The 21,993-nt window shown below is 67.4% G+C and carries 19 protein-coding genes and 1 pseudogene; 10 read left to right on the top strand and 10 right to left on the bottom strand.

Features of this window, described 5'->3' with window-relative positions:
- Positions 1 to 2: 2 nt before the first annotated feature.
- The 6 genes and pseudogenes from glcF (at position 3) to ACFPN9_RS05175 (ending at position 6,630) form a co-directional block, all read left to right on the top strand.
- On the top strand, positions 3 to 1,379 hold the full coding sequence (glcF, locus tag ACFPN9_RS05150) for a glycolate oxidase subunit GlcF (RefSeq protein ID WP_377815738.1): 1,377 nt from the start codon (positions 3 to 5) through the stop codon (positions 1,377 to 1,379).
- A gap of 225 nt (positions 1,380 to 1,604) precedes the next feature.
- Positions 1,605 to 3,158 carry a histidine--tRNA ligase gene (hisS, locus tag ACFPN9_RS05155; RefSeq protein WP_377815740.1) on the top strand — a complete coding sequence of 518 codons (1,554 nt, stop codon included), beginning with the start codon at positions 1,605 to 1,607 and terminating at the stop codon, positions 3,156 to 3,158.
- An 11-nt stretch (positions 3,159 to 3,169) separates the two neighbouring features.
- Positions 3,170 to 3,589, top strand: coding sequence for a GIY-YIG nuclease family protein (locus ACFPN9_RS05160; protein WP_377815742.1), 420 nt, complete (start codon positions 3,170 to 3,172; stop codon positions 3,587 to 3,589).
- Between the two features lie 139 nt (positions 3,590 to 3,728).
- Positions 3,729 to 4,847: pseudogene (locus tag ACFPN9_RS05165) on the top strand (ATP phosphoribosyltransferase regulatory subunit); the annotation flags it as partial.
- On the top strand, positions 4,844 to 5,830 hold the full coding sequence (gene hisG, locus ACFPN9_RS05170) for an ATP phosphoribosyltransferase (RefSeq protein WP_377815744.1): 987 nt from the start codon (positions 4,844 to 4,846) through the stop codon (positions 5,828 to 5,830). The pseudogene ACFPN9_RS05165 and the gene hisG, both read left to right, overlap by 4 nt.
- A gap of 317 nt (positions 5,831 to 6,147) precedes the next feature.
- A complete protein-coding gene (locus tag ACFPN9_RS05175; protein WP_067994940.1) occupies positions 6,148 to 6,630 on the top strand; it encodes an META domain-containing protein in 483 nt (160 codons plus the stop codon).
- Positions 6,631 to 6,708: 78 nt separating this feature from the next.
- Here the strand turns inward: ACFPN9_RS05175 and ACFPN9_RS05180 are convergent, their stop codons facing one another.
- The 5 genes from ACFPN9_RS05180 to groES form a co-directional block, all read right to left on the bottom strand.
- Positions 6,709 to 8,805, bottom strand: coding sequence for an ABC transporter ATP-binding protein/permease (locus ACFPN9_RS05180; protein WP_377815747.1), 2,097 nt, complete (start codon positions 8,803 to 8,805; stop codon positions 6,709 to 6,711).
- A gap of 182 nt (positions 8,806 to 8,987) precedes the next feature.
- Positions 8,988 to 9,917, bottom strand: coding sequence for a phosphate/phosphite/phosphonate ABC transporter substrate-binding protein (gene phnD, locus ACFPN9_RS05185; RefSeq protein WP_377815749.1), 930 nt, complete (start codon positions 9,915 to 9,917; stop codon positions 8,988 to 8,990).
- 198 nt (positions 9,918 to 10,115) lie between these two features.
- Complete coding sequence (locus ACFPN9_RS05190; RefSeq protein ID WP_377815752.1) at positions 10,116 to 11,744, bottom strand: PAS-domain containing protein; 1,629 nt, start codon at positions 11,742 to 11,744, stop codon at positions 10,116 to 10,118.
- Positions 11,745 to 12,084: 340 nt separating this feature from the next.
- Positions 12,085 to 13,722, bottom strand: a complete 1,638-nt coding sequence (gene groL / locus ACFPN9_RS05195; protein WP_377815754.1) for a chaperonin GroEL — start codon at positions 13,720 to 13,722, stop codon at positions 12,085 to 12,087.
- Between the two features lie 45 nt (positions 13,723 to 13,767).
- A complete protein-coding gene (gene groES / locus ACFPN9_RS05200; RefSeq protein ID WP_056795343.1) occupies positions 13,768 to 14,055 on the bottom strand; it encodes a co-chaperone GroES in 288 nt (95 codons plus the stop codon).
- 191 nt (positions 14,056 to 14,246) lie between these two features.
- Between groES and ACFPN9_RS05205 the strand changes: the two genes are divergently transcribed.
- Positions 14,247 to 14,756, top strand: a complete 510-nt coding sequence (locus ACFPN9_RS05205; protein ID WP_377815757.1) for a MarR family winged helix-turn-helix transcriptional regulator — start codon at positions 14,247 to 14,249, stop codon at positions 14,754 to 14,756.
- Positions 14,757 to 14,817: 61 nt separating this feature from the next.
- Entirely contained in the window at positions 14,818 to 15,297 is a 480-nt protein-coding gene (locus ACFPN9_RS05210) for a PaaI family thioesterase (RefSeq protein WP_377815759.1), read from the top strand.
- 6 nt (positions 15,298 to 15,303) lie between these two features.
- Here the strand turns inward: ACFPN9_RS05210 and ACFPN9_RS05215 are convergent, their stop codons facing one another.
- The 3 genes from ACFPN9_RS05215 to ACFPN9_RS05225 form a co-directional block, all read right to left on the bottom strand.
- Positions 15,304 to 16,146 (bottom strand): DMT family transporter, encoded by an 843-nt coding sequence (locus tag ACFPN9_RS05215; RefSeq protein WP_377815762.1) that lies wholly within the window; start codon positions 16,144 to 16,146, stop codon positions 15,304 to 15,306.
- A complete protein-coding gene (locus ACFPN9_RS05220) occupies positions 16,143 to 16,643 on the bottom strand; it encodes a GNAT family N-acetyltransferase (RefSeq protein WP_377815764.1) in 501 nt (166 codons plus the stop codon). Before ACFPN9_RS05220 ends, ACFPN9_RS05215 begins: the two co-directional genes overlap by 4 nt.
- 85 nt (positions 16,644 to 16,728) lie before the next feature.
- The gene (locus tag ACFPN9_RS05225; protein ID WP_377815767.1) at positions 16,729 to 17,169 is read right to left on the bottom strand and encodes a BLUF domain-containing protein; all 441 of its coding nucleotides are present in this window, start codon (positions 17,167 to 17,169) and stop codon (positions 16,729 to 16,731) included.
- A 245-nt stretch (positions 17,170 to 17,414) separates the two neighbouring features.
- On the opposite strand from ACFPN9_RS05225, the gene ACFPN9_RS05230 reads away from it, so the two are divergent.
- Together ACFPN9_RS05230 and ACFPN9_RS05235 are read left to right on the top strand one after the other, a co-directional pair.
- The gene (locus ACFPN9_RS05230) at positions 17,415 to 18,842 is read left to right on the top strand and encodes a lipopolysaccharide biosynthesis protein (RefSeq protein WP_377815769.1); all 1,428 of its coding nucleotides are present in this window, start codon (positions 17,415 to 17,417) and stop codon (positions 18,840 to 18,842) included.
- A 181-nt stretch (positions 18,843 to 19,023) separates the two neighbouring features.
- A complete protein-coding gene (locus tag ACFPN9_RS05235; protein WP_377815771.1) occupies positions 19,024 to 19,845 on the top strand; it encodes a L,D-transpeptidase in 822 nt (273 codons plus the stop codon).
- 87 nt (positions 19,846 to 19,932) lie between these two features.
- Here ACFPN9_RS05235 and ACFPN9_RS05240 read toward each other — a convergent pair whose 3' ends face one another.
- Positions 19,933 to 20,700: a DUF2076 domain-containing protein gene (locus tag ACFPN9_RS05240; protein ID WP_377815773.1), complete on the bottom strand. Its 768-nt coding sequence runs from the start codon at positions 20,698 to 20,700 to the stop codon at positions 19,933 to 19,935.
- A gap of 116 nt (positions 20,701 to 20,816) precedes the next feature.
- The gene (locus tag ACFPN9_RS05245; protein ID WP_377815775.1) at positions 20,817 to 21,590 is read right to left on the bottom strand and encodes a L,D-transpeptidase; all 774 of its coding nucleotides are present in this window, start codon (positions 21,588 to 21,590) and stop codon (positions 20,817 to 20,819) included.
- Positions 21,591 to 21,993 lie beyond the last annotated feature (403 nt).

Here is a 21,993-nt window from a genome sequence, read left to right on the forward strand (position 1 = left end):
AGATGCAGACCAATTTCAGCCCCGCCCATCTCGCCTCGGACCCGCGGCTTCCGGCCTCGGAGAAGATCCTGCGGACCTGCGTGCATTGCGGCTTCTGCACCGCGACCTGCCCGACCTATCTCCTGCTCGGCGACGAGCTCGATAGCCCCCGTGGGCGCATCTATCTGATCAAGGACATGCTGGAGAACGGCAAGCCTGCGACCGAAGAGGTCGTGAAGCATGTCGACCGCTGCCTCTCCTGCCTCTCCTGCATGTCGACCTGCCCGTCCGGCGTGAACTACATGCACCTGGTCGATCATGCCCGCGCGCATATCGAGGAGACCTATGAGCGCTCCTGGCACGACAATCTGCTGCGGCGCGTACTCGGCGCGATCCTGCCCTATCCCGGCCGCTTCCGGGTCGCGATGCTCGGCGCGATGCTGGCGAAGCCTCTGGGGCCGGCGCTCGGCTCCCTGCCGCTGGTGGGCGCGCGACTGAAGGCGATGCTGGCGCTGGCGCCCTCCAAACTGCCCTCGCGCTCGCCGATGGAGGGGCCGCAGACATTCGCCCCCGCCGCCGCGCCTGCGGGCAAGCGCGTCGCCATCCTCTCCGGCTGTGCCCAGCCGGTGCTCGACCCCGCCATCAACGAGGCGACGATCCGGCTGCTGACCCGCCATGGCGTCGAGGTCGTGCTGCCGAAAGGCGAGGGCTGCTGCGGCGCGCTCGTCCACCATATGGGCCGTGAGCACGACGCCCATGCCTTTGCCCGCGCCAATATCGACGCCTGGACGGCCGAGATCGAGGGCAAGGGGCTGGACGCGATCCTGATCACGACCTCGGGCTGCGGCACGACGATCAAGGATTACGGCTTCATGTTCCGCAACGAGCCGGCCTATGCGGCCAAAGCGGAGCGGGTGTCGGCGCTGGCGAAGGACGTCACGGAATTCGTCGCGACGCTCGATCTCGTGCCGGTGCGGGATGTCGCCATGCCGATCGCCTACCACTCGGCCTGCTCGATGCAGCACGGCCAGCAGCTCAAGGATGGGCCCAAGCGCCTGCTCGCGGCCGCCGGCTTCAGCGTGAAGGAGGCGCCGGAGGGTCATATCTGCTGCGGCTCGGCCGGCGTCTACAACATCCTCCAGCCGGAGATCGCCGGGCAATTGCGCGAGCGCAAGGTCGGCAACATCCAGAAGACGAAGCCGAAGCTCGTCGCCACCGGCAATATCGGCTGCATGACCCAGATCGCGAAGGGCTTCGCCGATCGCGGCGCCACCACCCCGGTGGTCCATACCGCCGAACTGCTCGACTGGGCGACGGGCGGCCCGCTGCCGGAGAAGCTGGCGCAGGCGGGGATCGCGGATCGCCCGCTGCGGGAGGTGCCGCGGGTGGCGGCGGAGTGACCAAGGCACGTCATGCTCGGGCTTGACCCGAGCATCTCAGGCCGAGGGAGGCTCCCGCGCTCGTCCGTCCGGAGATTCCCGGGTCTGCGCGGAGTTCATCCTTGGGCTGACGAAGGTCGGACCCGAGGGCTTCGCCCGAGAATGACGGGCAGCGGCTTGCCCCATCCGCCCGCGCAAGCTACCGAACGGCCCAATCCCGATACCGAACACACGAAACGAACGCCCATGTCCGTGGACAAGCCTGCTTCCGCCAAGCTGAAGGCCCGCCAGCCGCGCGGCTTCGTCGATCGTGGCCCGGCCGATGTCGCCGCCACCGAGCGCATGCTCGCGGTCATCCGCGAGAGCTTCTCGCGCTATGGCTTCGATCCGGTCGAGACGCCCTTCGTCGAATACACCGACGCGCTCGGCAAGTTCCTGCCCGACCAGGACCGCCCGAACGAGGGCGTCTTCTCCTTCCAGGACGATGACGAGCAGTGGCTCTCGTTGCGCTACGACCTGACCGCGCCGCTCGCCCGCTATGTCGCCGAGAATTACGACGCGCTGCCCAAACCCTATCGCAGCTATCGCGCCGGCTACGTGTTCCGCAACGAGAAGCCGGGGCCGGGCCGCTTCCGCCAGTTCATGCAGTTCGACGCCGATATCGTCGGCGCGGGTTCTGTGGCGGCCGATGCCGAGATCTGCATGCTCGCCGCCGACACGATGGAGGCGCTCGGCATCCAGCGCGGCGACTATGTCGTCAAGGTCAACAACCGCAAGGTGCTCGACGGCGTGATGGAGGCGATCGGGCTGGGCGGCGAGGAGAATACCGGCCGCCGGCTGACGGTTCTGCGCGCGATCGACAAGCTCGACAAGTTCGGGCCGGAGGGCGTGCGGCTCCTGCTCGGTGAGGGTCGGAAGGACGAGAGCGGGGATTTTACCAAGGGCGCGGGGCTGGACGGCGTTCAAGCTGACTACGTCATGTCAGTGGTCGAGCACCAGCCGGGCATTTGGACCACTGGCGGCGAACTGGGGCGCGTTTCCGACTGGAACAAGCAACTCCAGCGTAATGCCGTACTGGATGAGGGTTTCGCTGAACTTGATGCACTAAATGCTGCAGTCGTTGCTGCTGGTTACGGCCCAGACCGCATCCGTATCGACCCCTCCGTCGTCCGCGGCCTCGAATACTACACTGGCCCGGTCTACGAGGTCGAACTGACCTTCCCTGTCACCAATGAGGACGGCCAGGTCGTGCGCTTCGGCTCGGTCGCGGGTGGTGGGCGTTATGACGGGCTGGTCGGCCGTTTCCGGGCCAAGCCCGTGCCGGCGACCGGCTTCTCGATCGGCGTCTCCCGGCTCTACACCGCGCTGAAGGCGGTGAAGTCGCCCATCGTCGATGCCAGGAACGAACTGCCCCTCGTCGTCGTCACCGCCATGGACAACAAGAGCCCCGAATTCATGCCGGGCTATCAGGCTTTCGTCTCGACGCTGCGCCAGGCGAAGGGCGACAACGGCAAGCCGCTCTGCCGCGCCGACCTCTATCTCGGCTCATCCGGCTTCAACGCCCAGATGAAATATGCCGACCGCCGCGGCGCCGTCTGCGCGATCATTCAAGGGTCTTCGGAGCGTGATGCCGGCACGGTCGTGATCAAGGACCTGATCCTCGGCGCCGAACTCGCCGCCGCCTCCCGCGACGTGAAGGATTCCGCCGAGCACAAGGCCAAGCAGGCGGAGGCCCAGTTCTCCGTGCCGGTCGAGGGGCTGGTAGAGGGTGTGAAGACGGTGCTGGCAAGGCATTCGTAGCGGGACGCGTCATGCTCGGGCTTGACCCGAGCATCTCTTGCCGGAGATTCTCGGGTTTGCGCTTCGCTTCGCCCGAGAACGACGTGAACCTTGAACCGTCCTTCGTCTACCTCATGACGAACAAGCCGAGGGGCACGTTGTACCTCGGCGTAACTGCCGATCTTGTTCGGCGCGTCGGGGAGCACAAGCAACGGGCCGGGCGGTCGTTCACGGCGCACTACAATCTCGACAAGCTGGTCTGGTTTGAGCAGTTCGATCACATCGATCTTGCCATTCAGCGCGAGACGAGCCTGAAGCGCTGGCTGCGCGCCTGGAAGGTCGACCTTGTCGAGAAGGCGAGTCCGGGTTGGCGCGATCTGTTCGAGGACATCTATCCGACGTCAATCTCGGACGAAGCGCAGTGGAGCTCCGAGCATCTCGGGCGAGAGTAGGTGAGGGCGCCTCTTTCGGCACGAGATGCTCGGGTCAAGCCCGAGCATGACGGCGAGAGATTCCCGTTCACCCATTTCCCTCAAATGCCTCGAAAATCGCGCCCGCCGCTGCTAGGACAGCGCCCGGAAACAGGATGACGCCGCCGTGCCCGCGACCGCTGCCAGCATCGAGACCGTGATCGCGCTGTTCGCGCGCGAGGGCTATGCCCGCGCCGAGCCCGCGATCCTGCAGCCGGCGGACGTCTTCCTCGATCTCTCGGGCGAGGACATCCGCCGCCGCATCTTCATGACGCAGGATGCCGATGGCCGCGACTGGTGCCTGCGGCCGGAATACACCATCCCCGTCGCGCTCGATCACATCGCGTCTCGCCGGACCGAGCCGGCGGCCTATGCCTATGCCGGCCCGGTCTTCCGGATGCGCTCGGGCGAGCCCGGCGAATTCGCGCAGGCCGGCATCGAATCCTTCGGCCGCGACGACTTCGCCGCCACCGACGCCGAGATCATGGCGCTGACGGTCGAGGCCACCGCCGCGCTCGGCCTCGCCCAGCCCAAGATCCTGATGGGCGACGTCGCTCTGCTCGGCGCGCTGCTGGATGGGCTCGCCGTCCCGGCCGGCGCCCGCCGCCGCCTGATGCGCGCCGTCGTGCAGGGCCGCGGTATCGAGGCGGTCGATGCGCTCGATCCCCCGGTCGCCACCGGCGAGACCGCCCATGCCGGCCTGCTCAAGGCGCTGGAAGGGCAGGACCCCAAGGCGGCGAAGGCCTTCGTCGAGGACGTGCTCTCCATCGCGGGGATCTCGACCGTCGGCGGGCGCTCAGCCTCCGATATCGCCGAGCGCTTCCTGGCCCGGGCCGCCGAGCGCGAAAACCCGGTCAATGGCGACGTCAAGACGCTGCTGGCGCAGGTGCTGGCGATCAAGGGCGATCCCGACACGGCGTCTGCCGCGCTACGCGCGCTCGCCGACCAGGCCTCGCTCGATCTCGGCCGCGAGCTCGACGCCTTCGATGAGCGCACAGGCTTCCTCGCCGTGCGCGGCGTCGATGTCGGCGCGATCGGCTTCCAGGCCGCCTTCGCCCGCAATCTCGACTACTACACCGGCTTCATCTTCGAGCTGCACGACGACAGCCGCGCCGACGGTAAGCCGGTCGCGGGCGGCGGTCGCTACGACCAGGTGCTCGGGCGCCTCGGTGCGGCCGCGCCGATTCCGGCCGTCGGCGCCTCGATCTGGCTCGAGCGCCTGGCGGGAGACGCCGCATGACCGACACGTCCGTCAACGACGCCCCGCTCGTTCTCGCCGTGCCCTCCAAGGGCCGGCTGCAGGAGAACGCGACCGCCTTCTTTGGTCGCGCTGGGCTGAAATTCGTCAAGTCGCGCGGCGAGCGCGACTATCGCGGCACGATCGCCGGCGTCGAGGGCGCCGAGGTCGCGTTTCTCTCGGCGTCCGAGATCGTCGCGCAGCTCGCCTCGGGCGCCGCTCATCTCGGCATCACCGGCGAGGACCTCGTGCGTGAGCAGGTCGCGGACGCCGATGCCGCGGTCGAGATGCTGACCCCGCTCGGCTTCGGCCATGCCAATGTCGTCGTCGCCGTGCCGCAGGCCTGGATTGACGTGCGGACCATGGCCGATCTCGACGACGTCGCCTCCGCCATGCGCAGCCGCCAGGGCCGCAAGCTCCGCGTCGCCACGAAATACGTCAATCTGACGCGCCGCTTCTTCGCCCGCCACGGGCTCGCCGATTACCGCATCGTCGAGAGCCTGGGCGCGACCGAAGGCGCTCCGGCCGCGGGCACGGCCGAGATCGTCGTCGACATCACCACGACCGGCGCGACGCTGGCCGCCAATGCGCTGAAGATCCTCGATGACGGCGTCATGCTGGCCTCGGAAGCCAATCTCGTCGCCTCCGTGCGTGCGCCCTGGAGCGAGCGGGCGCTTGCGGCCGCCAACGCCATCCTGTCGCGCATCGCGGCCGAGGAGGAGGCGCGCTCGGTGCGTGAAATCCGGGCGCGGATCGATGCCGCGTCCGAGACGCTCGGCGATCTCGGCGCGCTGTTCGGCGCGCGTCTGCCCTTCGGCGCGAGCCCGGCCGGCGGCGTGCTGACGGTGCATTGCCCGGAAAAGGCCGTGTTCGCGCTGGTCGAGCATCTCGCCACCGCCGGCGCCGACGACGTCACGGTGTCCGCACCGGCCTATGTCTTCCGCAAGACCAATCCGCTGATTGAGCGCCTGCAGTCGCGCCTTTAAGGCGAAGACACGCCTCAGGCGAGGCCGCCATGGGGGGCAAGGCGGCCTCGCCATCGCTTGCGGCCTCGGGGGGGATGAGGCCACAGGCTGAGGTCGCGCGGATGCGCTCCCGGAGGCTGATACGCGGCACGGCCCGTAGCGGATGCAGGCTGCCGCCGAAAAACCGCCTTCGGGCGACAGAGTGGCTGCGGAAACGGACGTCGCGGCACCTTGGCGGTTGATCGCCGGACAATAGGCCGCTACGCGCTTTCCCACGCGGCCGGCGATGCGCTAGGGTCCGCGCCGATGTTCAGGTTCGACGACCGGGTAAGACGATCATGATTCGACGCCTTGGCTATGCCGCCATCCTCGCCGCCATGGCCGCGCCCATGCTGGTGCCGACCGATGCGCAGGCTCAGCGTCGCAACCAGATGCCCTCGCGCGAGGAACTGGGCACCCCGCAATCGGCGCCGATCCAGCAGCAGGAGAAGAATTTCCCGCTCGGCGCGGCCTGGACCGTGATCTCGCTCAACGGCAAACCCGTCGCGGATCGTCGCGCTACGCTGATGGTCGATGCCAATCTGCGCGGCACCGGCTTCGGCGGCTGCAACACCTTCTCCGCCGCCGCCTACCCGCTGCGCTCGCAGGGCTTTGCGGTCGGTCCGCTCGCTTTGACCAAGCGCAGCTGCGACAAGGGCCTGTCGGAGTTCGAGCGCGCTTATCTCACGGCGCTGCGCGGCACCCGCAACTGGGATCTCGTCGAGGGCAAGCTCGTCCTCAAGGGCGCGGCCGGCGAACTGCGCTTCGACCGCGCGCTCTGACCCGGTGATCGCCGGCCGCGCCTGTCACGGACGCGGCGTTCTGCCCTTCGCATTAGCGTTCACGCGCCACCCGCGCGCTCAGGCCTTCTCGGAGACCTTCGCGGTCATGCGCGGGGTGAAGGTGCCGTCGGCATTGGGCTCCATCGTCACCACCGCATCGTGCATCTCGCGCAGCGTCGAGCGGTGTCCGATCGAGACCACGCGCGTGTTCGGCAGAGCCTCGTCGATCGTAGCGTAGATCTCGCCCTCGAGCTTTTCGTCCAGCGAGGCGGTCGCCTCGTCGAGGAAGAGCCAGTCGGGCTTGGCCAGCAGGGCTCGCGCGACCGCGAGCCTCTGCTGCTCGCCGCCCGAGAGCCGCTGGCCCCAGAGATCGACCTCGTCGAGCCGGTCGCGCAGATGGCCGAGCCTGACCTGGTCCATCGCCTGGCGGATCGTCTCGTCGTCATAGGCGTCCGCTTCGGCTGGATAGGCGAGGGCGGAGCGCAGCGTCCCCTGCGGGAGATAGGGACGCTGCGGGAGCAGCATGATCTCCGCCTTCGCGGGGATGCCGACCTGGCCCTCGCCAAAGGGCCAGATGCCCGAGATCGCGCGGAACAGCGTCGACTTGCCGGAGCCCGAGGGGCCGACCACCAGCGTGCGGCGCGCGGCGCCGAGATCGAGGCTCTCGACGCGCACGATCGGCGCGCCATTGGGCAGGGTCAGGGTCGTGGCGCCGACATGGACGTCGCCGTCCGCGCCGGTCGCACGGCGCAGGCCGGCCTCGCCGGCCGTCGCGGCCTGAGCCTGGGCGATGGCCGCCTCGAAGCTCGTGAGGCGGTTGATCGAGGCGATGTAGGAGGCGATCGCCTGGTAGCGGTCGATGAAGAAGGACATCGCCGTCTGGACGCGGTCGAAGGCGCCCGCGACCTGCGTCATGATGCCCAGCGTGATCCGGCCCGAGAAGTAATGCGGCGCCAGCAGGATGTAGGGCACCACCACATTCGCCTGATTGAAGGAATAGGTGAAGGTTCCCAGCCGCAGCCTGGCCCAAACCAGCCGGTAGAAGTTCTCGACGATATCGCCGAAGCGCGCGCTGAGGTGGCGTTGCTCGGAGTGTTCGCCCCGCATCAGCGCGATCTGCTCCGAATACTCGCGCAGTCGGGCGAGGGCGAAGCGGAAGTTGGCCTCGCGACGCTCCTGCTCGAATTCGAGCGTGATCAGCGGCTTGCCGATCATATGCGCGATCCAGGTGGCCACGATGGAGTAGATCAGCGCCATCCAGAAGATGAAGCCGGGAATCGAGATGTCGGTGCCGGGGACCACGCTGGCGACGGGGATCGACCAGAGGATGATCGAGAAGGAGACCAGCGTGGAGATCTGCGTCAGCAGCGGCAGCGCGAAATTATAGGTTTGGTTGACGAAGGCGCGCGTGTCCTCGGCGATGCGCTGGTCGGGGTTGTCGGCACTGCCGGCGAGCGCGACCCGATAATGGTTGGCGTCGCGCAGCCACAGGCGGCTGAAACTCTCCGCCATATAGCGGCGCCAGCGGATCAGCAGCGTGTAATTGGCGAAGATCTCGATCAGGTTCGAGACGATGAAGATCGCCGCCCAGACGCTGAAGACATAGATCAGCTGGTACCAGAAGCTCGCCGCGTCCTTCTCCTGGATCGCATTGTAGAAATCGCGGTTGAAGAAGGACAGCCGCAGCGAGATGCCGACCTGGACCTGGTTGAGCACCACGAGAAAGACCAGCAGCAGCACGCCGAGCCGCCCCGTGGCGATGCTGAACGGGCCGATCGGCCAGAGCTTCGCGGTGGTGGCTTCCGTCTCCTCGAAGAAGGGGGAGGCGAGGCGCGCGATGCGCTGGATCGCCGGCACGAAGGAGATGGCGTAGACGATGATGCCGAAGACGCCGATCGTGATCGGCAGGCTCGGGGGCGGGATCAGCGCCCGCAGTCCTGCCGGCCAGTAGCCCGCCTGTCCGAGCAGCGCGGCGGAGCCCGTCAGCACGTACTCGACGGCGAAGATCACGGAGAAGATGCGCAGGAAGGTGGCGATCGTCTGCGCGCGGAACGTCGCCAGAGCCAGCAGCACTCCGACCACGCCCATTCCGATCGTGCCTGCGCTGCTGCTCTGCTGGCCGACGACGAGCGCGACGAGGGCGAGCGCGGCGACGGCGAAACTCAACGGACGCATCGGCTGATCCTGACCAGGGCTGGAATCGCGGTGAAACCCGCGAGCGCGACCATGTCGCAGCGGATGCGGCCGTTCAATGGCGCAGCGTCAAGATGAGCAAATTGTCATGCGGCGATGGCCCGGCCGTCATGAGCGGCGGCGCGGCCGGCGCCCCACCCGGCGTGCCGTCGATGTGCAAAGGGTCAGCCGCCGGGCTTCTGCTTGCGCCGCGCCTCGAGTTCCTCGGTCACCGCGATGACGTCGAGATAGTCCTCGTGCTTCGCCGGCGCATAGCCCGAGACCTGGCCGTCGGTGAAGGTCCTGAAGACCTCGGGAGCGTCGGTCTGCATCGCCATCATCGCCGCAACGAAATCGCGCTTTAGCCCCTCGGGCAGATTGGCCCGGGTCGAGAACGGGCTGGCCGGAATCAGCGGCGAGGTCCAGATCACGCGCGTGGAGCCGGCGGGGATCATGGCGCGGGCGGCGAGACGCTGCACCACGCCGGAGTTTTCGTTGACCTGGAACGTCGCGACCGCATCGAACTGGCCGCGCACCAGCGCGATCACCGAATTGTCGTGGCCGCCGGAGAAGACCGTGCCGCCGAAATGCGCGGCCGGGTCGAAGCCCTGCTTGCGCAGGTAATAGGAGGGGAAGGCGTAGCCCGAGGTTGAGTTGGGGTCGGCGAAGGCGAAGCTCTTGCCCTTGAGGTCGGCCACGGTCCGGTAGGGGCTGTCGGCGCGCACGACGATGACGGAGAAATAGCCCTCCTGGCCGTTGTTGTCGACGTCGCGGAACAGCGGCTGCAGCTTGTCGCCGAGCACACGTCGGCCGAGCGAATAGACGGCAGGGCCGAAGCGGGCGAATTCGAGCTGGTCGGCGCGCATCGCCTCGACCAGGCCGGCATAGTCGCTGACCCGGTAGAGCTTGACCGGCACGCCCAGCGCCTTGGTCAGATAGTCGATGACGGGCTGGGTTCGGGCCAGCGCGGCCGCTTCGTTCTCGGCCGAGGAGACGCCGAAGCGGATCTCCTTGATGGTCTGGCGCCAGTCCGTCTGGGCCAGGGCCGGAAGGGCCGAGGCCGGCAGGGTCAGAGAGCCGCCGAGGCCGGCGAGCAGGTGACGGCGTGTGAGCATGGTGGTGTTCCCCGTGGCGGCGAGAAAACCAGCAGCACATGGCACTCCGGCGACGTTTGCATGTCGGTTTCGTCTCCGAAGACCGCCGGTCGCGCGCGGATCGGGTTGCCGGCCGTCGGGAGGGGCTGTCGGGCCACTCTCGGAGTTCAGCCGCTGGCCCGGCGAAAAGGCCCGGCAGCGGCGCGCCGTCGATCCCGCTCAGCTCGCCAGCCTGCGCGCCTGCTCCGGCCGGCCGGTCCGGTCGTCGATGAGCGTGACCATGCAATGCGTCGCGCCTTCCAGGTCCGATGCGGGAATATGGCGGATGCCCGCGATGCGCGTGCCGTTGCCCGGTGTCACGATGCTCTGAACGGCCTCTCCTGATCCTTCTTTCGCCGCCCCCGGCTTGGCCGGGCCGTCGATCCTTGCGGCCGTGTCCCGGTCGAAGATCTCGCGCGCCGTCTTTCCCATGATCTCCGACCGCGGCATCCCGAACAGGATTTCGGCGGCGCGGTTGACGAAGACATAGCGGTCGTTGCTCATGTCGCGCGCCAGGATCGCCTCGCCGATGTTCTCGGCGACCGTGCCGAACAGCCGCTCGATCCGCTCCAGCATCTGCTCGACCTGATGCAGCCGGGTGAAGTCCTCATGGGTCGCGACCCAGTCGCCTCCCGGCATGGATCGTCCGACGACCCGGATCCAGCGCCCGTCCTGCAGATGGAGGAAGCTCGTCGTCGGCTTGCCCGCCGCGATGCGGGCCTGGATCGCCTTGACGTGGCCGGGCGCATCGCCTGAGAACAGGCCGGCTTCGGCACGGTGAAGCAGGATGTCGCTCAGGCTGCACGGCTTGTCCGTGATGCTGTCCGGCAGCTTGTAGATCTTCTTGTAGGCGTCGTTCATCAGAACGACATTGGTCTGCGGGTCGAGGATCACGAGCCCCTGCGCCATGTTGTTGATCGCGGCCACGAAATGGGCCTCGTTGTCCTTGAAGGCCGCCTGCTCGCGCTGCGCCGCCCGTTCCCTCTTCCTGAGCTTTTCGTTCTGCTCGACGACCTTCTGAAGCTGCTGCACGGAGCTCGCCAACCTGCCGATCTCGTCGGCTCTGGTGATGTGCGGGACCGTGTGGAGGGGCTTGCCCGCCGCCATGCCGTCCGTCGCGGCGGTGATGTGGAGCATAGGGTCGACGAGCGAGGTCTTCAGCAGCAACAGCGTCAGGCCGACGACGGCAACGGCGAAGCTGCCGAGCGCGATCAGGATCAGCTTGGTGAGTTCGATGCTTTCGCCCATGCGGGCAAGACCGTTGGCACGCTCGCTGTAGAGAGCGGCGAGACCCTCGAGACCTTCATTCAGCGCAGCGCGCGCCGCGCGGTTCGCCTCGTTGTCGCCCCAGTCGCGGGCCGCTTCCGGGCCGACGGTCGTCGCGAGGCGGGCCAACTCGTTGCGGAAGCGGATGAAGTCCACGATCCGCGCCCGCACGGGGTTGAACAGCGCATGGTCTTCGGGGCGGATGCTGCGCTGCCAGCTATCGAGTTGCTGGGCCAGTTCGCGGTTGCGCTGCAGCAGAGCCGCACTGAACCGCTGCACCATTACCGGATCGGTCGACATGTAGACGCCACGCGATTCCATGACGGCGGCAAAGACGAGACCATTGGCCTTTTCGGCGTGGATGGCGCCCTGCGTGGCATTACCGAGACGCTCCCGGTAGAGCGATTGCTGGTGGAGCGAGGAGACCGAGAGGGTCGTCAACGCCAGAACCAGAACGACGAGCAGGGCGCAGGCGGCCTGGAAGCGAAGGCGTACGCTGCTGCGAAGCGGCCGCGCCAGACGATCGATCAAGGATCTCGGCATCATCGGCATCCAGATTGCCCCAAGGCAAGCTTGCGCCCCGATCATTGAGGTTTGCTTTCGCAAACCCGTATTCTTTGATGATGAGCCTCCGGCCCATTCTGCGCGGCTCCTTCCACGGCTCCCCAGACGCAGAAAGGCCCGGCGGGAGCCGGGCCTTTCCTTGTCTTCGCTGAAGCGAAGGCTGCGTGGATCAGACATCCATGCCGCCACCGAAACCGGGCTTGCCCGGTTTCGGCACTTTGGCGCTCTGGGCGTCTGGACGTCCTCAGAGGTCCATGCCGCCACTGGAACCGGGCTTGCCCGGTTCCAGCACCTTGAGGTCTTGGGCGTCTGGACTTCCTTAGAAGTCCATGCCGCCCATGCCGCCGCCGCCCATCGGGGGCATCGGGGCGTCCTTCTTCGGCAGCTCCGCGATCATCGCCTCGGTGGTGATGAGCAGGCCCGCGATCGAAGCGGCGTCCTGGATGGCGGTGCGCACGACCTTGGCCGGGTCGATGATGCCCGACTTGACCATGTCGCCGTACTCGCCGGTCTGGGCGTTGTAGCCGAAGCTGTAGTCCTTGGACTCGAGCAGCTTGCCGATCACGACCGCGCCGTCATCGCCGGCGTTGTCGACGATCTGGCGAGCCGGAGCCATGATCGCCTTGCGGACGATCTCGACGCCGGTCTTCTGGTCGTCGTTCTGGGTCTTGATCGACTTGACCGAGGAGAGCGCGCGCAGCAGGGCGACGCCGCCGCCCGGCAGGATGCCCTCTTCGACGGCCGCGCGGGTCGCGTTCAGGGCGTCGTCGACGCGGTCCTTCTTCTCCTTGACCTCGACCTCGGTCGCGCCGCCGACGCGGATCACCGCGACGCCGCCGGCGAGCTTGGCCAGACGCTCCTGGAGCTTCTCGCGGTCGTAGTCCGAGGTGGTCTCCTCGATCTGCGCCTTGATCTGCGAAACGCGGGCCTCGATGTCCTTCTTCTTGCCGGCGCCGTCGATGATCGTGGTGTTCTCCTTCTCGATGCGCACCTTCTTGGCGCGGCCGAGCATCTGGAGGGTCACGGTCTCGAGCTTGATGCCGAGGTCTTCCGAGATCATCTGGCCGGCGGTCAGGATCGAGATGTCCTCGAGCATGGCCTTGCGGCGGTCACCGAAGCCCGGAGCCTTGACAGCCGCGACCTTCAGGCCGCCACGGAGCTTGTTGACGACGAGCGTGGCGAGAGCCTCGCCCTCGACGTCCTCGGCGATGATGAGCAGCGGCTTGCCGGTCTGCACCACGGCCTCGAGGATCGGCAGCATCGCCTGGAGCGAGGACAGCTTCTTCTCGAAGATCAGGATGTAGGGGTCGTCCAGCTCCGCGATCATCTTCTCGGAGTTGGTGATGAAGTAGGGCGAGAGATAGCCGCGGTCGAACTGCATGCCCTCGACGACGTCGAGCTCGGTGTCGGCGGTCTTGGCTTCCTCGACCGTGATGACGCCCTCGTTGCCGACCTTCTGCATGGCAGTCGAGATCATCTTGCCGACCGACTCGTCGCCGTTCGCCGAGATCGTGCCGACCTGCGCGACTTCCGCGTTCGAGGTGACCTTCTTGGCGTTCTTCTTGAGGTCGGCGACGATCGCCTCGACGGCGAGATCGATGCCGCGCTTCAGGTCCATCGGGTTCATGCCGGCCGCGACCGACTTGGCGCCCTCGCGGACGATGGCCTGGGCGAGGACCGTGGCGGTCGTGGTGCCGTCGCCGGCATGGTCGTTCTGACGGGACGCGACTTCGCGAACCATCTGGGCGCCCATGTTCTCGAACTTGTCGGCGAGCTCGATCTCCTTGGCGACGGTGACGCCGTCCTTGGTGATGCGGGGAGCGCCGAACGACTTCTCGATCACGACGTTGCGGCCCTTCGGACCGAGCGTCACCTTGACGGCGTTGGCGAGGATGTCGACGCCGCGCAGCATCTTGTCGCGCGCGTCGGAGGAGAACTTGACGTCTTTGGCTGCCATGAGAGCAACTCCTTAGGATTTCGAGGAACGGGCGGTCTCAGGCGTTCAGCCGACGACGCCCATGATGTCGGATTCCTTCATGATCAGGAGGTCCTGACCATCGATCTTCACCTCGGTGCCGGACCACTTGCCGAAGAGGACGCGGTCGCCCTTCTTGACATCGAGCGCGACCAGCTTGCCGGCCTCGTCGCGGGCGCCGGGGCCGACGGCGACGACCTCGCCCTCCTGGGGCTTTTCCTTGGCGGTATCGGGGATGATGATGCCACCCTTGGTCTTCTCTTCGCCATCAAGGCGGCGGACCACGACGCGGTCATGCAGCGGACGGAACTTCATGGTTCTGTCTTCCTCTCGGTACAAATTCGATGCGGGCCCGGATCGCCCGCTTGGACGCCCGTTAGCAGTCCCCTTGGGTGAGTGCTAACGGATGCGGCGGAGATAGGGCCGGGCTTGGCGGGAGTCAAGGATCGGGGATCCCGGAACGGACTTCCATCACGTGGATAGTAAATCGGCGCGGCCTGCCCGGCATGGCTGCCAAGGGCGCCGGAACCCGCTACCATGCCGCCATGTCCGAGCCCCCGTCTTTACCTACTGCCACGTCGGAAACCCTCGACGACATCGCCCGCAGCTGCGTCGCGCTGCATGTGCGGATGACGGCGCGTGCCGTCACCCGCGCTTATGACGAGGCGATGCGCTCCAGCGGCCTGAAGATCACCCAGTTCGTCCTGCTCTCGGCGCTCAGCACCGGCGCCTGGCGCTCGGTCACAGAACTGGCGGAACGCTTCGCGCTGGAGCGCACCTCGCTGACCCGCAATTTGCAGCTCCTCGCCGCTGAGGGGCTGATCGAGCCGGTCGCCTGCAAGGGCAGGGCGTCGATCTATGGCGTGACGCCGAAGGGCCGCGCCGCGATCGAGGCGGCGATTCCCTATTGGCGCACAGCGCAGGAGCGGATCGAGGGTGGGCTCGGCAAGGAGGATTGGAGCCAGATGCGCGACCGGTTGAAGGCGCTCCGGCGCGTCGCGCGCGGGAGCGGCTGACCCGCTTGACCGGGCCATCGGCATCCATCTATCGTGTAAATACACGAAAGGGAGGCCGGCCATGGCGCGCGACGTCGGAGTGGTATCCCGGGAGACCCTGCTGGCGGGCAGCGGTCTCGACTTCCTGCGCGGCATGGTCGAGGGCCGCCATCCCGGCCCGCCCTTCGCCGATGCGATGGATCTCGATCTCGTCGAGGTGGAGGAGGGCCGGGTCGTCTTCACCGGCCGTCCCTCGGCGCGCTTCTTCAACCCGCTCGGCACGGTCCATGGCGGCTGGACGGCAACGATCCTCGATTCCGCCATGGCCTGCGCCACCCATGCGACGCTGAAGCCCGGCGAGGGCTACACCACCCTGGAGATGAAGCTGAACTATGTTCGCCCGGTCATGCCCGAGAGCGGCACCGTGCGCTGCGAGGGCAAGGTCATCCATCGCGGCGGCACGGTGGCGACCAGCGAGGGACGGCTGCTCGACGCGCGCGGCAAGCTGCTCGCGCATGGCACCGAGACCTGCGTCATCTTCCCGGCGCGGGGTGCTGGCTGAGTGGCATTACCGCCGGCTGATCGCGATCGCGCCGGCGACGATCAGCACCGCGCCCGCATAGGTCGTGATCAGCGGCACCTCGTCGAAGAAGGCATAGCCGAGCAGGCTCGCCCAGATCAGCGCCGTGTATTCGAGCGGCGCCAGCCGCGAGGCTTCCGCCCGAGCGAAGGCGGAGGTCAGCATCAGATGCCCGGCGACGCCGAGCGCACCGGCGGCGAGATAAACCAGCACGTCATGCCCGGTCAGCGGCACGCAGGCGAGCGCGGCGGGCACCGCCAGGAGCAGGGCCGGACCGCAGTTCTGGAAGGCGACGATGACCGCGGGATGCTCCTTCAGCGCGATCCGGCGCAGCAGGATCAGGTTGAACGCATAGGTCACGGCGGAAAATAGTGCCGCCGCCACGCCGAGCCCGGCGCCGCTGACCTGCCCCTGCAGCCGCGGCCAGACCATGACCAGCATGCCCGCGATGCCGAAGCCGAGCGCCTGCCAGATCCGCGCGTCCAGCTTCTCCTTCAGCAGCACCCCGCCGAGCAGCGCGACGAAAACGGGGGCGAGGAAGGCGAGCGTCAGCGCCTCCGCCAGCGGCAGGACGGAGATCGAATAGAAGAAGCTGCCCGCCGTCAGCACCACCACCGGGACCCGGATGCTGTTGCCGATCACGCTGGCGCGCGTCGGGACCGGCGGGCGCAGCACGGCCAGCACCGCGAGCGCGCAGACGCCGCCCATGGCGAAGCGCATGAACAGCGCGACGATGAAGGGATGCGACTGCATCTGCGCTTTCACCACCGCGTCCATCGCAGTCAGCAGGGCAATGCCGAGCAGGGCGCGCAGCGCGGGGCCGAGGCTCATCGCGCGCCGGTGAGATCGAGGCGGAAATGATATTCCCAAGTCGCCGAGACGTCGGCGAGGTAGCGCTCGCCCGGCCAGCGCCGGAAGCCCAGCTTCTCGTAGAAGCGATGGCCGCGCGCGAAGCGCGTGTCGGACCACAGCATCATCGCGTCGAAGCCGCCGTCCTGCGCGAAGGCCAGCGCCTCGGCGAAGAGGGCCTGGGCCAGGCCCGAGCCGCGGAAGGCCGGTGCGGCATAGACCTTGGTGATCTCGACCGCGTTCTGCTCCGGCACCGGCGTCGCGCCGAGCGAAGCGGCGATGCCGCCGTCCGGCGCGTCCACCACCCAGAGCCGTCCTCCCTTCCCAGCGAAATGGCTGGCTGGCCGGCGCAACTCCGGAAACTCCGACCATTCGAACAGGCAATTGGGATATTCGGCGAAGCTCGCCGCGATCAGCGCCGCGAGCGGCTCCGAGTCGCTGTCCCGGGCCGGACGGATCGCAAGGCTGGACGATGTCATGGCTCCATCGCCATAGCCGCCGCCGTGACGATGCGATAGCGGCGGCGGCGACGGGGCGCATTCGGCGCGCGCATGGGGCGGCGCGTCAGGCCGGGGCGGAGGCCTGTGCGCTGAGGTCGCGGGCCAGTGCGACGACCGTGTCGAAATCGGCTTTGGATCGGTCGATGCCGCCCGCCATCCCATAGGCGGCGAAAATCGGATCCTGCTGCGCGGTGCGGCGGCAGCCGCCCATCGTCCAGGCATGAAAGGCGCGCTGCGCCACCGGGCGGACCGCCAGCACCGACACATCGCGGTGTCGATCATCCTGCGTGATCCGGCCCATCGTGGCATCCAGCGCATCGCGGGGGCCTTCCAGCACCTGCAGAAAACTGTCGCGGTCGAAGATCAGGAACCCGGTGACGCCCGCCGCCTGGTTGTTGCGGCGCGAGGCGGACAGGATGGAGCGCAGGGCCGAAAGCTCGTTGGAGACACGCCCCGCCCGGTAGATCGATGTATAGACAAGTTGGAAGAGAGGGGCTGAAGTCATGAACGTGCCTGTGCGCGGTGGAACTGCTCTCTCAACGGGATGCGCCGGCAGAAGTTCGCGACAGAAAGATTGCGAAAGTCAAAACGCCTCCTCCATCTCCGGTTCGAGAGATTGAGAAACCGTTGCGATTTGGAGATTCGCGCGAGCCCCGCTACCCCGAAGCCGCAGCCCGGTCGGTTTCTCCGTGAGTCGCGCCGGGCGGCGCTGCAGCCAAGCGGGGACCCGGCACGGATGATCGAGACGCGATGACGGTCCTTCTGCCCTTCGTCGTCAATGCTGCGCTGAACTTCGTTCTCGGGCTGCTGATCGCCTTCTTTCTTGGCCCGGCCGAGTTCGGCCGCTATGCGATCGGCGCCGCCATCATCGTCCTCGTCAACACGGCGCTGATGGACTGGATCCGCCTGTCCGCCGTCCGCTTTTACTCGCTCAAGGCGCGCGAAACCGAGCCCGAGATCCGTGCAACGCTGGATGTGCTGGTCACGGGCGTCAGCGTGACGCTCTGCGCGCTGCTGGTCGCGGCGATCGTCGCCGGTGTCGATACGCGGATGCCGGCGATGATGCTGGCGGCTGCGGTTCTGGCCGGCATCGGCGCCGGGCTTTTCGACTATCACGGGGCCATCGCCCGCGCCCGCTTTCTCGATGCCGCCTATGCGCGGCTGGTCATCGTCAAGAACGTTATGGCGCTCCTGCTCATGGTCGGCGGCGCCTGGTGGACGCGCGACCCGACGGTGGTGCTGCTCGGCGGGTTGCTCAGCGTGGCGGTGGCGCTGATGTCGGTACGCCGAAAACTCGCCGATGCACCCCTGTCTTTCAGCGGCGCCCGCATCGATCTCGCCTGGACCTTTGCCAAATACGCGCTGCCGATCGTCGCCGGCAATGCGATCTACTCGCTGATTCCGCTGCTCAACCGCTCGCTGCTGGCGGGCGCCCATGGCTTCGCCGAGGCCGGCTACTTCTCCCTCGCCTCGGACATGGGACTGCGCCTCTTCGGAACGCTCGGCGCGACACTCGAGATCGTGCTGCTGCGCGAGGTCATCCGGCTCGACGAGACGCGCGGGCGCATCGCGGCGCAAAAGCGCATGGCCGCCAATCTGGTGATCGTTCTGGCGGTGGCCCTGCCGGCCGCGGTCGGATTCGCCCTGGCACTGCCGGCTTTCGACCGTCTGCTGGTGCCGCCGAGCTTTCAGGGGGCCTTCTCTGCCTTTATGGCGCCGCTCCTGCCCGGCTTCGTCGCGCTCGCCATTTTCCAGGCAGGGCTCTATCCCGCCTTCCTGCTGGAGAAGCGCACGCTGGTCGCCACGCTGGCGGCCCTGGCCGGGCTGGCCACCAATCTCGGGATCATCCTTGCCTTTGGCGGCGCGCCGCCGGGCCTCTACGCCTGGGCGCAAATGTCCGCCTTCCTCGTCGTGCTGGTCGTGACGGGTTGGGCGGCGCTGCGCATCCTGCCGGTGTGGCCATCGCTGCGCGACTGCGGCGCCGTGCTGCTGGCGGTTGCTGCCATGGCGCTGGCGATCTGGCCCTTGCAGAACCGTCTGCCGGCGGTCGTCGAGCTCGGCCTTCAGGTCGGGCTCGGAGCGCTTGTCTATGGCTGCGTCATTCTCGCCTGCGATGTCGCGCGCTGGCGAACCCTGCTCGGGCTCTGGTGGACGGTCCGCCGCAGCCGGCGGAACTGACCTGGTCCGCTCCAAAGCGGGCCGCAACCTTTCCTTCACCCTGTCTGTTGAAGTGGTGATAAGGTTAATCTCTCGAATGCTGCTGATCGTTGTGGCGCAAGCGCAGTTGCGGCGCTCGATTTACCATTCCTTTTAACGCCCATCTCCAGACTTTCCCGATCGAAGTCGAGAGAGTTGCGTCATGCGTTCCCGTCTGTGCGTTTCATGGCTTGCGCTGACCGTCGCCTCCCTCGCGGCCGGCCCTTCGCTCGCCCAGGGGTATGGCCGCGCTCCTGTCGACGACCCGATGACCACCGCCTCGAATGCGCGCCCCAATTACGGCGGCGGTTTCATCGAGTTGCTGATGACGGGCCGGGACCCGACGCCGTCGCGCGGAGGCGTCGTCTACAACCGCCCCGGCTATTCGGCCTATGGCCAGAGCGCGCGGCCTGCCGCCGGCTACGAGGTGGATCCGTTCGAGCAGGCGGTCGGGCGGGGAAGGGGCGGAGTCAATGCCGGCGGGCGCGTGGCAGCGCTCGGTCAACCGCTCGAGATGGAGCGCTCGATCGAGCGGGTGATCGATCCGCGCTTCCGCAAGCAGGAGGTCGCCTATGACGGGCCGCACAAGCCCGGGACGATCATCATCGATACGCCGCAGCGCTTCCTTTTCCTGGTCCAGCCCAACGGCCGCGCGCTGCGCTACGGCATCGGCGTCGGCCGGCCCGGCTTCTCCTGGGCCGGGATGAAAACGGTCAGCCGAAAGGCCGAATGGCCGAACTGGACGCCGCCGCCGGAGATGCTCAAGCGCCGGCCGGACCTACCGCGTTTCATGCCGGGCGGTCCCGAGAATCCGATGGGCGCCCGCGCGCTCTATCTCGGCTCGTCGCTCTATCGCATCCACGGCACGAATGAGCCGCACACCATCGGCCAGGCCGTCTCCTCCGGCTGCATCCGCATGACCAATGACGACGTCACCGACCTCTACGAGCGGGTCCGTGTCGGGGCCAAGGTGCTCGTCATCTGAAAACTGGCCCATTGATGAGTCGATACGAAAAGATCCGCCCGGTTGGGCCGGGCGGATCGTGAGGGTCGCGGGTGGTGATCACCGGGCTCAGGCCCAGCTGTCGTCCTCGCCGCCGTCGAACATGCTGGAGCCGTCGTCGTAGCCGGCATCCATCGGTTCGGCCTGGGCTGCCTGCTGATAGTTTGCGGCGTTGGACGAGCCATCGTCATAGCCGGCAGGCTGGGCGTCCGCCGCAGCGTTGTCCTGACCCTGCGGCGCCGTCTCGGCCGGCTTGGTCGCAGCCTGGGCCGAGCCACCGCCAAAGGCGTTGCTGAGCACGCTGCCGAGCATCATGCCGCCTGCGACGCCGGCCGCCGTGGTCAAGGCCGTGGCCATGAAACCACCGCCGCGTCCGGGCGTCTGCTGGCCGGCATTACCCCAGGGGCCCGGGGCCTGCTGCGCCGGACCCGGCTGGGCGGGCGCGGCCTGCATCGCGTTCGGCTGCTGCCCGGTCCAGGCCGGGGAGGGCGCATCGGGACCGCGCGAGGGGAAAGACGGCACCGAGCGCGGCCGCGCCGGCTGGGCAGCAGCGCCGCCGAAGATGCCGGACAGGAAACCGCCGCTCGCGGCGGGGGCCTCGGCCGGCCGGCTCTGCAGTTCGCGCAGCTGGGCCTGGAGCTCCTCGACCTGCGCCTGCAGATTGGTCAGTGCGGTCTCCTGCACATAGACCGCCTGGGCCATGGCATAGGGAGCATAGGGCTGCTCGCGCAGCCGCTGTGCGATGTAGTTGTCAGCCTCGGGGTCGCGGGGCTGATTGGCCGCCTGTTTCAGGCGGTCGAAAATCCCGGCGATCACGTCGCGTTCCTGCGGCGTCATCGTCATCTCCTCCTTGTGTCGGGCGGTGCGGATGCGCCGCCTGACGAAGAGGTGGGACCTGCATGTGACGGTATCAAGGCGTGGCGGCAGGCGACCAGAACGCTCCTGCCGACGCGTCAGATGCTGGCGCCTTCCGAGGTGAACTCGTCGAAGGTCTCGCCGGGCTGCGGCGTGAGCAACTGCCCGCGGTTCAGCACCACCACCGTCGTGCCGGTCGGAACGCGGCCATGCAGATCGATCACATCCTGATTGAACATGCGGATGCAGCCGCTCGATACGGACTGGCCGATCGACCATGGCTCGTTGGTGCCGTGGATGCGGTACAGCGTGTCGCGGTCGCCCTGATAGAGATAAAGCGCTCGGGCGCCGAGCGGGTTGTCGAGGCCTGCATCCATGCCGCCCGCCCAGGGGCCGTTCTTTTCCGGATCGCGGGCGATCATCGCGGCCGTGGGCGTCCAGCGCGGCCAGGCCGCCTTGCGGCCGACAGTCGCGCGGCCCCGCCAGGACATGCCCTGCTTGCCGACGCCGATGCCGTAGCGGATCGCACGGCCATTCTCGCGCACCAGATAGAGGAACCGGTTGTCGGTATCGATGACGATCGTGCCGGGCTGTTCGCGCGTCGGATAGGCCACCTCGCGCCGCAGATAGCGCGGGTCGACCTCGGAAAGATCGGTCGCCGGCAGCGGAAACTGCTCGTCGGGCCGCTCGCCATACATCGCGAGATATTCCGCGCTGACGTTGAAGCCGCGCGTGCTGACGACTTCGTAAGGCTCCTGCGGCCGCGACACGCAACCCGCCAGCGCGAGAGGCAGCAGGAACAGCGTCGCGCGCCGCGACGGCTGGGCGAGCGCGGAGAGAGAGGAGCGGACGGCGGACTTCTCGACGGACATGAAGTTGGGCTCTGCTTTATTGATCTTGCGGACGCGGCTGAACAACGAGGGAAAGGCTGCGGCGTTCCACGGGTCACGCCACATGAACCTTCAAGTCACATCGCATGGCCGCGAGGTGAACGCGATATGGCGGAATGATGGCAGACACGGGCTGTGACGTCTCGGCAACAGATGGGGCAACGCGGCGGCGGGCTGGATCTGCGGTGTTGCCTGCCAGACTTATACAAGTCTCATCTGGAACCGAATGGATTAGATCAGTCGAAAGTCGTTGAACTTAAGCAAATCTTTACACGATCGGTTAAGTCTAAGAGCCCGTCCCGAAAGGGTTGAGCGACTGGGGCACTCGTGATTCCAAGGGGTTGTTCAGGCCATCTTGGAGCGAGCGATGTGGACCCCAGCCACT

Source organism: Allobosea massiliensis (genome assembly GCF_042655245.1).
Taxonomy (GTDB): domain Bacteria; phylum Pseudomonadota; class Alphaproteobacteria; order Rhizobiales; family Beijerinckiaceae; genus Allobosea; species Allobosea massiliensis.

Excerpts from the sequence above, each read along its gene's own strand:
- ACFPN9_RS05180 (WP_377815747.1), bottom strand. The coding sequence starts at position 8,805 with ATGCGTCCGTTGAGTTTCGCCGTCGCCGCGCTCGCCCTCGTCGCGCTC.
- ACFPN9_RS05160 (WP_377815742.1), top strand. The coding sequence starts at position 3,170 with ATGCTCGGGCTTGACCCGAGCATCTCTTGCCGGAGATTCTCGGGTTTG.
- ACFPN9_RS05190 (WP_377815752.1), bottom strand. The coding sequence starts at position 11,744 with ATGCCGAGATCCTTGATCGATCGTCTGGCGCGGCCGCTTCGCAGCAGC.
- groES (WP_056795343.1), bottom strand. The coding sequence starts at position 14,055 with ATGAAGTTCCGTCCGCTGCATGACCGCGTCGTGGTCCGCCGCCTTGAT.
- ACFPN9_RS05205 (WP_377815757.1), top strand. The coding sequence starts at position 14,247 with ATGGCTGCCAAGGGCGCCGGAACCCGCTACCATGCCGCCATGTCCGAG.
- phnD (WP_377815749.1), bottom strand. The coding sequence starts at position 9,917 with ATGCTCACACGCCGTCACCTGCTCGCCGGCCTCGGCGGCTCTCTGACC.
- ACFPN9_RS05225 (WP_377815767.1), bottom strand. The coding sequence starts at position 17,169 with ATGACTTCAGCCCCTCTCTTCCAACTTGTCTATACATCGATCTACCGG.
- ACFPN9_RS05210 (WP_377815759.1), top strand. The coding sequence starts at position 14,818 with ATGGCGCGCGACGTCGGAGTGGTATCCCGGGAGACCCTGCTGGCGGGC.
- groL (WP_377815754.1), bottom strand. The coding sequence starts at position 13,722 with ATGGCAGCCAAAGACGTCAAGTTCTCCTCCGACGCGCGCGACAAGATG.
- ACFPN9_RS05230 (WP_377815769.1), top strand. The coding sequence starts at position 17,415 with ATGACGGTCCTTCTGCCCTTCGTCGTCAATGCTGCGCTGAACTTCGTT.
- ACFPN9_RS05235 (WP_377815771.1), top strand. The coding sequence starts at position 19,024 with ATGCGTTCCCGTCTGTGCGTTTCATGGCTTGCGCTGACCGTCGCCTCC.
- ACFPN9_RS05220 (WP_377815764.1), bottom strand. The coding sequence starts at position 16,643 with ATGACATCGTCCAGCCTTGCGATCCGTCCGGCCCGGGACAGCGACTCG.
- ACFPN9_RS05215 (WP_377815762.1), bottom strand. The coding sequence starts at position 16,146 with ATGAGCCTCGGCCCCGCGCTGCGCGCCCTGCTCGGCATTGCCCTGCTG.
- ACFPN9_RS05175 (WP_067994940.1), top strand. The coding sequence starts at position 6,148 with ATGATTCGACGCCTTGGCTATGCCGCCATCCTCGCCGCCATGGCCGCG.
- hisG (WP_377815744.1), top strand. The coding sequence starts at position 4,844 with ATGACCGACACGTCCGTCAACGACGCCCCGCTCGTTCTCGCCGTGCCC.
- ACFPN9_RS05240 (WP_377815773.1), bottom strand. The coding sequence starts at position 20,700 with ATGACGCCGCAGGAACGCGACGTGATCGCCGGGATTTTCGACCGCCTG.
- hisS (WP_377815740.1), top strand. The coding sequence starts at position 1,605 with ATGTCCGTGGACAAGCCTGCTTCCGCCAAGCTGAAGGCCCGCCAGCCG.
- glcF (WP_377815738.1), top strand. The coding sequence starts at position 3 with ATGCAGACCAATTTCAGCCCCGCCCATCTCGCCTCGGACCCGCGGCTT.
- ACFPN9_RS05245 (WP_377815775.1), bottom strand. The coding sequence starts at position 21,590 with ATGTCCGTCGAGAAGTCCGCCGTCCGCTCCTCTCTCTCCGCGCTCGCC.